10 protein-coding genes, 2 pseudogenes and 1 other annotated feature are annotated in these 16,031 nt (G+C 41.2%); of the genes and pseudogenes, 4 read left to right on the forward strand and 8 right to left on the reverse strand.

The annotated features are described in order from the left end of the window. Positions 1-5: 5 nt before the first annotated feature. The 4 genes from PROCOU_RS14470 to serS all read right to left on the reverse strand — a co-directional run bounded on the left by PROCOU_RS14470 (position 6) and on the right by serS (position 4,106). Positions 6-725, reverse strand: a complete 720-nt coding sequence (locus tag PROCOU_RS14470) for a glucosamine-6-phosphate deaminase (protein ID WP_036073740.1) — start codon at positions 723-725, stop codon at positions 6-8. A 302-nt stretch (positions 726-1,027) separates the two neighbouring features. Beyond that, on the reverse strand, positions 1,028-1,876 hold the full coding sequence (gene licT / locus PROCOU_RS14475) for a BglG family transcription antiterminator LicT (protein WP_036073764.1): 849 nt from the start codon (positions 1,874-1,876) through the stop codon (positions 1,028-1,030). A 181-nt stretch (positions 1,877-2,057) separates the two neighbouring features. Further along, on the reverse strand, positions 2,058-2,714 hold the full coding sequence (locus PROCOU_RS14480; RefSeq protein WP_036073743.1) for an HI_0552 family protein: 657 nt from the start codon (positions 2,712-2,714) through the stop codon (positions 2,058-2,060). Positions 2,715-2,819: 105 nt separating this feature from the next. Continuing rightward, positions 2,820-4,106 (reverse strand): serine--tRNA ligase, encoded by a 1,287-nt coding sequence (gene serS / locus PROCOU_RS14485; protein ID WP_036073745.1) that lies wholly within the window; start codon positions 4,104-4,106, stop codon positions 2,820-2,822. Positions 4,107-4,303: 197 nt separating this feature from the next. Then, positions 4,304-4,520 (reverse strand) — a binding site (T-box leader). Positions 4,521-4,751: 231 nt separating this feature from the next. Here serS and PROCOU_RS14490 point away from each other — a divergent pair. From PROCOU_RS14490 to PROCOU_RS14500, 3 genes and pseudogenes are all read left to right on the forward strand, one after another. After that, entirely contained in the window at positions 4,752-5,354 is a 603-nt protein-coding gene (locus tag PROCOU_RS14490) for an anthranilate synthase component II (RefSeq protein ID WP_036073746.1), read from the forward strand. Further along, positions 5,332-7,041, forward strand: a complete 1,710-nt coding sequence (gene pabB, locus PROCOU_RS14495) for an aminodeoxychorismate synthase component I (RefSeq protein ID WP_036073749.1) — start codon at positions 5,332-5,334, stop codon at positions 7,039-7,041. The genes PROCOU_RS14490 and pabB overlap by 23 nt, the downstream gene beginning before the upstream one ends. A 426-nt stretch (positions 7,042-7,467) precedes the next feature. After that, positions 7,468-9,124: pseudogene (locus PROCOU_RS14500) on the forward strand (peptide ABC transporter substrate-binding protein). Positions 9,125-9,432: 308 nt separating this feature from the next. On the opposite strand, the pseudogene PROCOU_RS14505 reads toward PROCOU_RS14500, so the two are convergent. Continuing rightward, positions 9,433-10,066 (reverse strand): annotated as a pseudogene (locus tag PROCOU_RS14505) (SH3 domain-containing protein). Between the two features lie 673 nt (positions 10,067-10,739). Here PROCOU_RS14505 and PROCOU_RS14510 point away from each other — a divergent pair. Further along, entirely contained in the window at positions 10,740-11,558 is an 819-nt protein-coding gene (locus PROCOU_RS14510; protein WP_036073755.1) for a histidine phosphatase family protein, read from the forward strand. Positions 11,559-11,864: 306 nt separating this feature from the next. On the opposite strand, the gene pbpD1 is transcribed toward PROCOU_RS14510, so the two are convergent. From pbpD1 to PROCOU_RS14525, 3 genes are all read right to left on the reverse strand, one after another. Then, a complete protein-coding gene (gene pbpD1, locus PROCOU_RS14515) occupies positions 11,865-13,142 on the reverse strand; it encodes a D-alanyl-D-alanine carboxypeptidase PBPD1 (protein ID WP_051994437.1) in 1,278 nt (425 codons plus the stop codon). 193 nt (positions 13,143-13,335) lie between these two features. Then, positions 13,336-15,033 carry a CocE/NonD family hydrolase gene (locus PROCOU_RS14520; RefSeq protein WP_036073761.1) on the reverse strand — a complete coding sequence of 566 codons (1,698 nt, stop codon included), beginning with the start codon at positions 15,031-15,033 and terminating at the stop codon, positions 13,336-13,338. 432 nt (positions 15,034-15,465) lie between these two features. Beyond that, a partial coding sequence (locus PROCOU_RS14525; protein WP_036073762.1) for a MucBP domain-containing protein occupies positions 15,466-16,031 on the reverse strand: 566 nt, incomplete at its 5' end.

The raw sequence follows: 16,031 nt of genomic DNA on the forward strand, positions 1-16,031 counted from the left end.
TATAATCAAATATTAGTCAATAATTCTGCTGCATCCTTATCCAAAATAACCGTAATCGATGGATGCAATTGTAAAATGGAAGACGGCACATCTTTCGTAATTTCACCAAAAAATGCTTTCTTCACGATTTCAGCCTTATGCTTACCATTGGCAAACATAATAATATTTTTCGCCTGCATCACAGCTTTAGGTCCCATGGTTACATAAAAATCTGGAACCTTCGACGCATCACCGCCAACCTCGCCAAGCAAAATTTCCTTCATTTCAGGCGTTGTTGGGACCGCAACCGTCTCATCATGAACATCTGTTGTATCTGGCAAATTCCCACAAAAGTGACCATCTGCGCCAATACCAAGCAACATTACATCCAGCCCACCATCCGCTTTCAACCTCTCGTCATGCGTCTTATAATTCGTTTCATCCAGCACATGAATCTGCTCAGATGGAATCCCCGCAGGAGTAAAGAAAGATTTCGCCAAATTACTAATCGTCACGCCTGGTTCGCCAGTTCCTTTCAGCGGAATCTCATCGAAATTGTAATAATGCACATTATCAAAATAAGATTTCCCTTTTACCTGTGGAACAAGTTGCTCATACATCCGCAACGGTGTATTCCCAGCTGTAATCGACATGTTTACACGACGATCCTGATACATATAACCCAACAAATGCTGCCCTGCAACCGTACTCATTTCTTCATAAGAATCTGTAATAATAAACTTCAAAATTATTTCCTCCTCTGTATCAAATCTCTATCTAACATTAACTATACACCCTGTAATGCATTACAGAGCAAGCACCAAGTTGAAAATTGTCTCCTGCATAAGTGCCACTGATTGGGAGATGACATACTCAGGTTGCTCTCATGCATACCGTGGCTCTAATTCAACGGGAAGAGCCTCATAAGATCCACAATAATAAACCTACACCAACAACATTACCAACATGCAAAAATATGCATCGGTCTTGCTATCAATCTAGGTTATGCCTGGTCGCACCAGTAACAAGCCATGTTTTGACTCTAAAATTATTCATTTGTCCGGTTCCGCTCTGTTACTCGGTGAATATGGAGCGTCAAATACACTCGTTCATCCTTCGTAAGCGTTGCGTGGTGCGCTGTTTGCAAATACGCATCAATTTTCCCAGTGCATTCAAAGCTCTCCGGATATTTCAACTGCACCTGCTCAAACAAGAAATCATCGCCAGAATCCACAATTTCATTCCGCAAAAGGCGCTGTGCAAAATATTGCAAGTGCGTCACAAATCGTGTGAAATTAAGTGAGGTCTCGTCCAAAACCACATTGAAATGATAGGTCACAATATTCAGCACATCCTGCACCACTTGTGTCATATCAACAGTCGTCTTCATCCCTTGCCCATCTGTCCGCGCGTTCACAATATGAAGTGCGATAAAGCCAGCCTCGTCCTCACCAAGCTGAACCCCCAGTCGCTCCTTAATAATCTCCAGTGCCTTTAAACCAACTCGAAACTCATCCTTATAAAACTTCTTAATTTCCCACAACATCACATTACGAATTAACATGCCCTTCTCATGCCGAGCAATCGCAAAGTTAATATGATCCGTGAGGGTTAAGTATACATTGTCACTAATTTTCGCATCAAAAGTTTCCTTTGCAAAATTCACAATCTCATCCGCAATTTCCAAATGAATCGCCGGAATCTCACCTAGTAAATCCATCAATTTCTCAGACAATTCGTCCGTTTCCAAAACAAAGACCTTCTCAATAACCGCGTCCTCAATAATATCATCCATCTTCTTCTGGAATCCAACACCTTTGCCCATGATAACAAGCTCATGTCCCTGCTCATTCACCGCCAGCGCAACATTATTATTAATCGCTTTAACAATTCTCATAGAAGCCTCCTCGCTTTCATGAACGAAAAAAATACCAAAATCATACGGCATATTCAACACGTATAAAAAAAACGCGCCTCCCCGTCGATGTTGGTAATGCCTGATCGAATCAGTAACAATCCTTTTCTTGAGTCTAAGTATAGCACCTTTTCGAAAGCGCTGTCAACGAGATTTTTCAAATTTATTCAAAGCTCTCCGTCTTACTATATAAATACGCCAATTCCATCATTGTCTTCCTTACAATCTCTTCCATAGCAACAACTTTCAACGCTTCTTCTTTTGAGATAATCCGCCCAATTCGTAACCATTTTTTTGAAATTCCCAAAAGCTCACCAAACCGCGTTGGTTCCTCCAAATAATCTGCCAACCCCACACAATTATCCGGTTCATCCTCATAAGATGTCCAAATTTGGTAGGCCGACACATCAATGTTCAACTCCCGAATCCACTCGGGGACAAACTTCACCCATTTCACATGATCTTCATAACTCGTCACCGAATCCGCGCTTCGATACGCATGCCACTCCAAGTAAATTCGAAAATTATTCTTGTTCAGTAGAATTGCCACCATACTCGCCGAGTCCTGTCGCGATACACCCTTATAAAATGCCCAAAAATGTGAACGAACCTGCCACCCATTCGTCCAACTCTCCACTTTCGGCTTACCAAAACCAAACGTCTCCTGCTGACACAACGCCACAAATTCCTTCCACGCATCCCATCTAACCTTATATTCCGCCTTCACACCCTCAATCAGCGTCGGCGTAAACTCTTTCATTTGACGAAACTGAAAATAATCTCGATCAAAAAGCGCAAAATCTTCCTCGTAAAATCGCATTTTGTAATACTCCTTTATCATGTAGTCGTATGCCCATTATACACTAAATTAATAGCAAAAGGCCTTCCTCCGCGTTCAGAAGAAAACCTTTTTTGCATCGCTCATTTATTTTTTCGGCGCTGCAATAACTTCCACACCACCCATATAACTTTGCAACACTTTCGGAACTGCAACAGAGCCATCAGCCAACTGATAATTCTCCAAAATCGCTGCTACCGTACGGCCAATCGCAAGTCCAGAGCCATTCAATGTATGCACAAATTCAGGCTTAGCATTCGGCTCACGGCGGAAACGAATATTCGCACGACGTGCTTGGAACGCTTCGAAATTACTACAAGAAGAAATCTCGCGATAGCTGTCCCCGCTAGGAATCCACACTTCAATATCATATTTTTTCGCAGCTGTGAAGCCTAAATCTGCCGTACACATGCTGAGTACACGATATGGCAATTCCAGAAGGCGCAGCACTTCCTCCGCATTATCCGTCAAAGCTTCGAGCGCAGCATAAGAATCCTCAGGCCTTACAAACTGAACCATCTCCACCTTATTAAACTGATGCTGACGAATAAGTCCGCGCGTATCACGCCCCGCAGAACCCGCCTCAGAACGGAAACAAGCACTGTAAGCCGTATATTTTTGCGGCAGCTCATCCACGGTCATAATTTGATCACGATGATAGTTCGTCACCGGTACCTCCGCCGTTGGAATCAAGAAATAATCCTCTTTTTCAATCAAGAATGCATCCTCTTCGAATTTCGGCAACTGTCCCGTTCCCGTCATACTGTCGCGATTCACCATATACGGCGGCAACATCTCATCATACCCTTGCTCCGTTGCATGCAAATCCATCATAAAATTAATCAATGCCCGTTCTAAACGCGCACCCAGTTTCTTATAAAAAACAAACCGGCTTCCGGCAACCTTCGCCGCATTCTCAAAATCTAAAATATCTAAATTCGTGCCCAAATCCCAATGCGCTTTCGGTTCAAAATCAAATGTCCGAACCTTACCCCATTTGCGAACCTCCACATTATCATCTTCCGTATCACCAATCGGCGTAGACTCATGCGGAATATTCGGAATTGCCATCAAAATGTTGCGTAACTTCTCATCAATCTCGTTCAATTCAGTATCAAACATCTTAATTCGATCTCCAACCACGCGCATTTCCTCAATTTTCGCATCCGCATCCTGCTTATCACGCTTCAATTGTGCAATCTCCTGAGAAACCTCATTCCGCTGACTCTTAAGCGTCTCCACTTCAATAATCAACGTCCGACGCCGCGTATCGAGCGCACCGAACTTTTCAAACTCCCCAAGTTCTTCGCCACGATGCGATAATTTCGCCTTCACACCTTCAAAATCTTCACGTAATAACTTAACATCCAACATCTTTTTTCCTCCTCACAAAATTATAATCACGATTCTACTTGGTTTGAGGTTGCGAATGTTACAACTCTGCGTAAAACAATTGAAGGATTAACACTCCGCTTTGCTCCGTCTTATATTTGGATTCTTATAAAGCACAATACGGCTTTATAAAAATCCAAACAAAAAGACCCCCAAATCTCTCCCCAAATAAACATTTGGAAAGGGACGGAAGTACCGCGTTGCCACCCTAATTGAGTCCGAGAAATATCCCAAACTCCAGCTCAATTGATATAACGGTTCCCACCGAAGCAGATTACTGACATTTCCTCTACTCACTCCAAGACGGATTCATAAAAGCGTTCCTACTGATTCCCACCAACCACCAGCTCTCTAAAAAGCACAACTTCTACTACTAGCTCTTGTCAACGTTTTAATTCATTATTTAAGAACATTCTACCCCATAACCTCCAATTTAGCAAGCCGAATCAACACGCTGAAATTTTGAGAAACAAACAACTGTTTAAGTAAAGTATCGTTTTTCTACCCTCCCACTCATTTCCAATAAAGTTTGTGAAATCACGAGTCTGCTTATTGGACAAATGCCTACTAGTTTGCTATAAATAGGGGGGACATATAGTCATTGAAATTCCATTTAGGAGTGATATTGTGATTCTGTTAATCGATAATTATGACTCGTTTACATACAATTTATATCAATATTTATTAGAGCTCGGAAAAGAAGTCCGTGTTGTGAAAAATGATCAAATAACGCTGGCCGAAGTTTGTGAAATCAATCCCGAATCGATTGTCATTTCACCTGGACCTGGGACACCTGATGAGGCTGGAGTTAGTTTAGCCATTATCCAGAAATTTAGCGGTAAAATCCCTATTCTTGGCATTTGCCTAGGTCATCAAGCTATCGTTCAAGCATTTGGTGGTGAAATTGTCCGCGCACCCGAACCTGTTCACGGAAAAACTTCTATAATTACAAATGATCAAGAAGGCGTGTTTACAAGCTTAAGCGCGCGTTTTTCTGTAACTAGATACCACTCACTCATAGCCTCAGAATCATATTTTCCAAGCGAGCTCGTCATTACTGCAAAAACTGAAGACGATCTCATTATGGCCGTTCGTCACCGTGAATTTTTAGTCGAAGGGGTTCAATTCCATCCCGAAGCAATTCTTTCCGAGCATGGGCACGAAATCTTAAAAAACTTTGTAAAACTAACGGAACGGAGCTATGAAAATGAAAATGCAGTTCGATTTTAAAGGAAAAACACAATTCTTCTCATCTCCCGAAGCCATTATCCAAACTGACAATCTAGATGATGTGTTAGAACGGATGCAACAAGTCGAGCAGGCTGTAGATCTCGGCTATTACGTCGCTGGCTACATTGGATATGAAGCAGCAGCAGCTTTCAATAAAAATCTCACTACACACTCCGCTGGTAAAATGCCACTATTATGGTTCGGTGTTTTTCGTGAAATGCGCGAGGTCGATCAAATCACGACGCCACTTTCACAACCACCCAAACTAGACTGGCAGCCAACAACCGATTACAGTTCCTATGCGAAGGGCATCCATTTTATTAGAGAGCAAATCGCCGCTGGAAATACATATCAAGCCAATTATACAATCCGACTAGAGAGCCATTTTACGGAAGAAGACGAAAGTTTTTACGAGCAGCTAAAAATAGCACAGCAAGCAGATTATTCAGCCTACTTGTCAACTGGAAGATTTCATATTCTATCCGCCTCACCCGAACTTTTCTTTCATTGGAAAGACGGTATTATCACAACTAAGCCAATGAAGGGCACAGCCAAGCGAGGCATGACTTTAGAAGAAGATTTCAAAGCACGAGATTGGCTTGCTGCCTCCGCTAAAAATCAGGCAGAAAACGTGATGATTGTTGATTTATTGCGCAATGACCTCGGACAAATTGCTAAACCCGGTTCGGTTAAAGTTCCGCGCCTTTTTGATGTGGAGCGCTATCCAACTGTGTGGCAAATGACTTCAACCGTAGTCGCGGAAACTCTTCCAGAAGTGCATTTAACAGCGATTTTTGAAGCCTTATTTCCATGCGGTTCCATTACAGGCGCACCAAAAGTAAAAACAATGCAACTAATCACAAAATCTGAAACCTCCCCCCGCAACGTTTACTGCGGTGCAATTGGCTATGTAACACCTAACAAAGAAGCCATTTTCAATGTTCCCATCCGGACAGTCGTTGTCGATACCGAAGAAAAAACAGCCGAATATGGCGTTGGTGGTGGTATCGTCTGGGACTCACGCAGTGGCGCTGAATATGAGGAAGTCCAAGCAAAAGCTGCTCTTCTGACCACTTACCTACCAAAATTCGAACTCTTAGAAAGTCTTCGCTTAGAGGATGGCACCTATTACCGCACCGACTTACACCTAAAGCGCATTGAAAAAAGTGCTCAATATTTTGGTTTCACGTGGAACACTGACGCCGCAAATGAGGCTCTAGAAAAGTTTGCTCAAGAACATCCCAATGATATTTGGAAAGTTCGTCTGCTCTCAAACAAAAGCGGTGATATCACCATCCAAGGTGCACTTATCATTTCCGATCCGATTACATGGACCGCTCACTTCGCTGACAAATCCATCAATAGCACTGACCCATTTCTATATCATAAAACAACCAACCGCACGATATATGAGAAACGGCGCAGAATTGATTACGACGAGACCCTGTTGTGGAACGAACGCGGCGAAATCACAGAATTTATCAACGGAAACCTAGTAGCAGAGATTGACGGTCAGCTAGTTACACCAAAACAATCATCCGGTCTACTAGCAGGAACCATGCGAGAAACCCTTCTAGCAGAAAACACAATCACAGAACGCATCTTGCACCGAAACGACCTCCTAAAAGCAACCAAAACATGGCTAATCAATAGCGTCCGCGGCTGGGTAAACATTGATTTACACTAATGAAAAAAAGCTTGCCAAACATTCATCAAACTCTCATTTTATTCACAGCAAGTTTTCCTCCCCGACCGTTATTATATACGTATAAGCTAACAACAACGAACTTTCATTCTTTTCCCCCTTTTTGAATGAAAGCTCGAAACTCCCTTTTGACCACCGTGGTTCCTCCCTTTTCCACGGTGGTTTTTTATGCTTTTTCTTAATCTTTACTAATTCCCAACCCAGAAGTAGTCACCATACCTCAGCGAAGCGACAAATAATTAGATGCTAGGCAAAAGCGAGTACCGACACGGAGCGTACGATTTGTACGTGAGTATCGGAACACAGCTTTTAACGACGCAGATGATTGTTTGTCGCTTCGCTGAATGTTGACATATCCGGTCGGAATACATATAATTAATAAAAATAGGTAGAAAAAGGAGGAACATCATGCATTTTACAAAAAAAAGCATTTGCCGCAATATCATTAGTAAGCGTTTTAATTTTAGGGGCTTGCGGAGATAATATAGACACGTCTGACCAAAAAACGTCAGAACAAATCAAATTTTTAGAAACAAGTGAATTGCTTACACTTAATACGACTTCTGAAGAAGATTTCGTCAGCTTTACCGCACAAAATCAAGTGTTTGAAGGGCTTTATACTCTAGATAAGAAGGATAATTTTGTACCTGGCGTTGCGGCAAGTATGCCGATAATCAGCAAAAATCAGACTGAATATACGGTAAAACTAAGAGATAACGCTAAATGGTCAGATGGATCGCGAGTCACTGCGGACGACTTCGTATACGCATGGCGTCGCGCAGTTGACCCAAAAACAGCTCCAAGCTATGCGGCTCTCTTTAAAGATTCTATTAAAAATGCAACTGAAATTCACGAGGGGAAATTACCTGTTTCAGAACTCGGTGTGAGCGCTCCAGATAAAGAGACATTAAAAATCACGCTCAAGAAACCCGTTCCTTACTTCATTTCTCTGCTCTCATTTGAAACTTTTTTCCCACAAAAACAAGCTTTCGTGGAGAAACAGGGTGATAAATATGGAACAGATGCAGCACATACATTGTACAATGGCCCCTTTGTTATGAAAGATTGGGACGGAAATACCGCCAAAAAATGGACATACGCAAAGAACGACAAATATTGGGATAAAAAACAAGTAAATGTCGATAAAATCTCTGTACAGGTCGCTAAAGATATCAATGCAGGGGTTAACCTTTACACAACTAAAGAAGCCGATCGTGCCCCACTTTCCGGAGAATACGCGAAACAATACAAAAACCGTTCCGATTTTCTAACCGAAAAAGATGCACTCATCAGCTATTTGCGCTTAAATCAAAAGCGTAACGGCAAAGCTACACCGCTTGCAAATAACGCCCTGCGCCACGCCTTAAACCTGGCGGTAGATAAGACCGCATTAACGACCGAAATCTTAGGTGATGGTTCTTTCCCAGCAAACGGTTTGCTACCAAAAGACTTTGTACAAAATCCCGAAACAGGCGCCGACTTCCGTGCAGACAGTGGCGACCACCTTACTTTTGACAAAGCGAAGGCTAGCACTTATTTAGCCCAAGCAAAACGAGAGCTTGGAACAGACAAAATCACGCTTGAACTTTTAGGTGATGACCAAGACACAACAAAAACCATTTTTGCCTTCCTAAAAAATCAATTGGAAACAAATTTACCCGGCGTAACGATAAATATTAAAACAATGCCAGCTAAGAGTGCAACTGAACTGACTCGTATTAGCAATTACGATATTTCTCTCGCCGCTTGGATGCCCGATTTTAAAGACCCATGGACATATAGTAGTCTATTCCTATCTGATTATTACAATAATAGTATGAATTATAACAGTCCGACGTATGATAAACTCGTCAAATCCACGGATACGACACTGGCCACCAACTCAATAGCAAGATGGAATGCCTTCGTCTCCTCGGAAAAAGTACTCCTTGACGATGACGCGGCCATTCTACCATTGTATCAACACCAAACAGCCGTATTACAAAACCCAAAAATAACAGGCGTTCAAAAACACGCTTTTGGATCACCATACAGCTACAAATTCATTAAGATGGCAAAAAACTAGACGAACATTCATCAAACTCTCATTTTATTCACAGCAAGTTTTCCTTCCCAACCGTTATTATATACGTATAAGCTAACAACAACGAACTTTCATTCTTTTCCCCCCTTTTTGAATGAAAGTTCGCAACTCCCTTTTTAGCCACCGTGGTTCCTCCCTTTTCCGCGGTGGTTTTTTTTTATGGTTTTTTAAATCTTTAACTAATTCCCAACCTAGAAATAGCCACCATACCCCAGCGATTCAACAAATGTCACTTTACAGAAAAAAAAAGAGGGTCTGGAAAGTAACACTCACCAAACCCCCCTTATTTTTTAGAAATTAACTACACGACCGTAGCCTGCAATATATCTTTTCCAATATCCGCTTGAAATATTATCGTATTTTACGCCATTGTTTTGTGCATTAATCATCTTGCCACTTCCAACATAAATACCAACGTGTGCAATACCACTACCATAATTAAAGAACACCAAATCGCCTTCTTTTAGCTGATTCGCTTTAATTTTAGTTGATGCACTGTATTGTTGCTTCGCTGTACGTGGAATAGCTTTATTGATGGACTGTTTGAAAACATAGCTTGTGTAGCCAGAGCAATCAAATGAAGTTGGGCCAGTTGCACCCCATTTATATTTTTTTTCCCAAATGTTTTTTTGCTTCGGTGTTCAGTGCCGTAAATGACTGCGCTTTGTATGGTGCTAAGCATTTCCCTGATACATAGCCCACCTTACCTTTGTAAGTGATACGATACCAATTATTTTTTGTTTTAGCATTGAATGTAACAGTTGTTCCTGCTTTATAATATCCAATAATTGCATATTTTACGCTATCTCCAGTTCGAATATTGCTCTCCACAGTTGTCGTCATCTTGTAAGTTGTTGCTGCTTCCCCAGACTTTGGTAATATAAAAACACTTACTGCCAGAACGATTACAAGTAACAAAGACATACATTTGGTTCTAGATTTAAACGTCAAAACATGCACTCCCTTTTCCCCATTTGCAACCCATCATACCAGATGCACATTACAGAGAAAATACAATATCGCGACAATCCCTTTAAATCCAAAAGTTATTTTTCATCAAATTCTAATCTAACTCACAGCAAATTTTTTTTCTCAGAAGTTTATTATATATTCATAAGCTAACAACAAGCAATAAATTTTCATACTTTCCCTTAAGAATGAAAATCCCAAACTCCCTTTTTGACCACCGCGGTTACTCCCTTTTCCGCGGTGGTTTTTATTTGTAGTTTTTTTTTAAAGTCTCTAACTAATTCCCAACCTAGAAATACCCGCCATACCTCAGCGTTTGTCGCAACATTTCTTTGCGCTATTCTTCACAAAATATATCTAATTCCTAAAATTTTTTGCTATAAACTTTTGAACAATTGCTTGAAACCGGTTACAAAAGATGTTATATTGGAGCTAATAAATTTTTGAATTACATATCTCCTTTATGGATTGTTACCGTTTGTTCGGGCATAACCTAAATAGATTTGAAGTGGCTTCTTTTTGACGCCTCCTCGAATTCGTTTGGGTTTCTTTTTTTGGGCAATACACCAGTTTTCAACAGTTTTCCTCAACTGTCGAGATAAAATTTTAACAAAAAGGAGCAAAAAAGATGAAAAAGCAGATGTTAAAGATTTTGATGTTGGTTTGTAGTTTGTTGCTAGTGGTTGGTTGTAGTAATACGAGTGCTGATACGAAGGACAAGGATACCACGGCAAAAGATGGAACAGTTATATTTTACGTTGTGAGACACGGAAAAACGATGCTTAACACGACTGATCGTGTGCAAGGTTGGTCTGATGCAGTGTTGACTCCTGCTGGTAAGGAAGTTGTTACAGATGCAGGAAAAGGCTTGAAAGATGTCGAGTTTGGCTCAGCTTATAGCAGTGATAGTGGCCGAGCAATCCAGACGGCTGATCTTATTTTAAAAGAAAATAAGAAATCTGACGGTGTGAAACTAAAGACTGATCCGCGCTTTCGTGAGTTTAATTTTGGCACGTATGAAGGCGATCTAAACCACAACATGTGGACTGATATTGCAAAAAGCCAAGGCAAAACATTGGAGCAATGGCAAAGTGAAGGCGTCTCGCCAAAGGATTTTGCGAACAGCGTAGCCAAGCTGGATAAAGAACGCGTGAAAGACAACGCCAACTGGCCGGCAGAAGATTATGCAACAATTACCGCACGATTACAAGATGGCATTAATGAGGTGGCGAAAAAAGAAAGCAAAAAAGGAGATCACAATGTACTCCTAGTATCCCATGGTCTAAGCATTGGCGCTCTACTTGACAGCATTTCACCAGGTTACAAACTACCAGATGGCGGCTTAAAAAATGCGAGTGTCACAAAAATCGAATACAAAGATGGCAAATTCACAATTGGAGATGTTAACGACTTAAGTTACGTCGAAAACGGCGCGAAAGAAAAATAACACTCAAATAGACTTGGTTCTCACAGTGTAATTACGAGTACCCAGTCTATTTTTTCATTAAATTCTAATCTGTATCACAGCTAAATTTCGCTAACGACCGTTATTATATAGTTATAAGCTAACAAAATAAATTTTTATTCTTTCCCCTGAGAATAAAATCCCAAACTCCCTTTTTGACTATCGCGGTTACTCCCTTTTCCGCGGTGGTTTTTATTTGTGTGATTTTAAAGAATTAACACTCTTTTTTGGTTCTATATATAATTTACAAAAAAACTGAGCTCGGTTTTACGTTGAGCTCAGTTCTATTTATTTAAACCAACCACTTACTCCATCCACGACATAATTCCAAATTCCTGTGAAAAAGTCGCCAATACTGTATAGCATGAGCATAAACCAGTTGGCTTCATCAACATTGTCTTTCGTAACGATGTTGATTGTATCAGTTTTCTTGCCATCTACATAGCCTAAAGTGTCACCATCTTTTAGTTGGACTGCCATGATGCCTACTTTTGTGTCTTTTTTCACCGGTGCATCTATTGTTTTTTCGTCCAACATCACTTTTTCAACTAGTTTTGGTTCTGTTGTTGTTTTTGGAACGACAATCTTCACAGCATCCTTTGTAATTAGGCTAACGTTGTCTTCCTTACCTTTGTTAACCGCGATAGTTTCTTTCACTGCTGTGTCTGCTTTGCGAACTTCCATTACTTTAAAATTATTAAAAGCATGATCAAGCATTTTATTCGTTTCGTTAAAACGCGTTTTATCATGTGCACTCGTTCCACCATTAGCATGCATAACTACTGTGATTACACGCATGCCATCTTGAACAGCAGTCGCCGTGAGGCATTGTCCTGCGTAATCAGTCGTTCCTGTTTTCAATCCGTCCACGCCTTCTCGTGCATAAATCAAACCAGGTAATAGCCAGTTCCAATTCGTCATATCGATTTGATCGCTAGTTCCTTCACGGAATTTCTTTTTCGCGATACTCGATGTTTTCAGAACATCTGGATAGTCTTGAATGATGTGTTGCGCCAATTTTGCCATGCCACGAGCTGTCATTTTATTCTCATCAGTCACGCTTCCAACAGAGAATTTACCTTTTAAATCAGCGTTACTAAGGCCAGTTGCATTGACAAATTTATGTTCTCCAAGCTTTAATTCATCTGCTTTTTTATTCATCATATCAACAAATTTAGCCTCTGATCCAGCCATTTTTTCAGCGACTGCTATAGCAGCACCATTTGCGGAATAAATCGCGATTGCTTGATAGAGTTCTTCAACAGAATACTCTTCTCCACGTCTGAGTGGAACATTCGACAGTGAGCGATCTTGTGAAATCTCATATGCATAATCCGAAATTTTGACTTTATCGTCCCATTTCAACTTACCATTTGCTACAGCTTCCAAGATTAAGTATTCATTCACCATTTTAGTCATCGATGCAATCCCCATTAACTGGTCTGCATTTTTGTTATATAAAATTTTTCCTGTGCCTTCTTCAATTGTAATTGCTGCATTCGCATTGACTGTTGGTGGAGTCACTGCTGCATCCACCGTCATCGGTCCATGTACTAAACTGCTCATTGCCAAGGTTGCCGCTAAAAAGACGACACCTAATTTCGAAAAAATTCTCACCTTACCGCTCCTTCACACTCTTTGGTTTTTATTATTTAACATTCAAGGTCAAGCTCCCTTAGCCACTTGAAAGATACTTTAAAATTGGAGATACCTCATCATTCTATCACGAATTAAATAGCTAGTGTGGAATCTTTAAAAATTATTTAACTATCGGGAGTAAAATGTGGGATGGATGTTCTACGTCATGAAAAACGGTTTGATTCGCAATAACACTCTCAGTCGTATCAATAAAACTAGCTCCAGTATTTGGATTAGCATCGAAACGAGGAAAGTTGCTTGACGAGATCTCAACACGAATAGCGTGCCCTTTTAAAAATACATTACTCGTCGACCATAAATTAATAGTATATTTATGCAACCCATTTTGTACATTATTACCATGTTGTTTAGAAGCACGGATAATTCCCTCTGTAAGGTTATAAGCCGTTCCATCTGGCATGACATCGATTAATTTAGCTGTGAAATCTGTATTTATGGCATCCGTTTTAGCCCATAATACGACTTCCACAGGGCCTGTGACCTCGATTTCTTCGTTAAGGGGCGCTGTTGTGTAGCATAAAATGTCCTCTCTCTGCTCTAAATCACGTTGATCACGTGGTCCATCAGCTTGAATGGCTTTATGGAGCGTTCCACCGCCATGGGATGGGACTGGATTTTCCGGATCATAAGCAAAATGATCACTTTTTTCAGTTGCTTTAGGACGTTTAAAATCCGCGGTGCCATCGCCATCCAACGTATTCGCCCTACCTTCACTATGAAAATATAATGGCGTAAAATTCGTATTTTCTAGTGGCCAATTTTTAGCCCCCTGCCATTTATTAATTCCCATCGTAAAAATTTGAATCGGGGCTGTATGCGGCAATTCCTCACCTTTTAGCCAGTGATTAAACCATTCAAGGTGGCGCGCATGCATGTTAGCCTCTCCCCAAGAATCCGCTGCTGTTCCAAAATTCCGATCTCCAATCATCGAGATAAAATTGCCATGCGTCCATGGGCCAATCACGAGTTTATCCCCTAAGCCTTGGCGGTGACCTCCTAAGAAGTTCGCAATCGTCTTATCTAAGAAGCAATCATACCAACCCCCAATGTGCAATCCAGGTGTTTTTACTCGGTCGTAATTATCTTTTACACTCGTATTTTCCCAATGTGGGTGGTCTAATGGATAATCGAGAATCTCCGTAAAATACGGCATCGCTCCTGTGCTTTTAATTGGTGGCCAAGCATTAATCGGCTTGAATTTATACCATTCTTCCAAATTATCGAGATCCTTTTCCAACTGCCGAAATGCTGCTTCCTGCTCTTTCGAATCCGTAATATGTCGCGCAATTAAATCCGGTAAAATAGATTCAATACTCCATGAAGCCCACGCACCGAGTTCAAGTGCACCATCATGATCATTAAATACATCCGTCATATTATTTTGTGACATCGTTGGAACGATCACTTTTAAGCTCGGTGGTTCTGCCATCGCCGCTAACAATTGCGTATAGCCATAATAAGATAATCCAAACATACCCACTTTTCCATTTGCTTGCGGTAATTTTGCAGCCCATTCTACAGTATCATAGCCATCATTTGCTTCATTTATGTACGGCACAAACTCTCCTTCTGAGCTGAAACGTCCTCGTACATCCTGAACTACAACAATATAACCATTCTCCGCCAATACATCTGGTCGTAAGAAATGTAACCCAAAAATCTTACTATATGGAAGTCTTGTTAGTAAAACTGGAAATTCTCCGTCCGCTTCTGGTCTGTAGACATCTGCGTATAGCGTCACGCCGTCTCTCATTTTTGCAGGGACATCTTTCTCTATCTTAATTTTACAATGTTTCACGTGGAACAGCCTCCTTTTCTATCTATATATTGTTTCGCATTCTGCCTTAAGAGTCAAGAAAAATAGCCGGGACAAACTTCCATGACAAAGTGGAGGGATAATGCTCTACAAATTCGATATAGCAGGCGTTATCTTTTAACAACCCGATAACTCATCCGAATTCATAAAAAATCTTTATTTTTATGCACATGCTTGAAAGCATAATAAATGGTGCAAATGAGTATGACGATTTAGTTTGCCCCGCGAAGTTTTGGATAACCTCAATAAACCATCGACCTACAACTTACTTCTCTATCTCTATATATGATAGAAAAATAGTTATAGGTCGATGGTTTTTCATGATGATTGGTGTTAACAAAGCTAAATGGACATTTATCTCAGACCCTGTCGTCTCTTTTCTTTAAGCGGGCGACGCAGTGAATAAGCTATACGTCAGCGTTGCCGTCTCCATAACCACCAGCCGCTAAGCAACAACCCTCCCCCAAGAAGGAACGGAGTGACCCCTGTATCACCTGCTGCTGGAAGCGTTGACGCAGAAGGCCCCGCTGAAGTAGCTGACACAGCTAGTTGTACAGGCTCTCCTTTCGGTGGAATAGGTAGCATCACAGCTTCCGTCTTATACGGCGCATGGTAATTCCCTGTTAACTTCTCTTCTGGTGCTAAAACATTTCCTAGGTTATCCGTGGGCTGTACTGTGATGGCACCTCCTATTTGTGCCTCATATACAAACGTGACCATTTGCGGTTCGTTCGTGAGATATCCCGTTTGATTCGCCGGCTCTTGCGTTAGGGTATATCCTGAAATAGCCTTAGCTTCCGCCGCATATGGTGCATCCACTTTCCCAGTCAGCTGTTCCGAAGGGGCCACTTCCTTTCCAGTCGTATCCTGATACACCACCGTCACCGGCGCTGCTGTGGCTTTTTCATACACATATGTGACGGTTTGGGTGGCTTCTGTATACGTCCCCTTCGCATTCGCTGGGCTTGTGTCAACGGTAT

The organism is Listeria rocourtiae FSL F6-920 (genome assembly GCF_000525975.1).
Lineage (GTDB): Bacteria > Bacillota > Bacilli > Lactobacillales > Listeriaceae > Listeria_A > Listeria_A rocourtiae.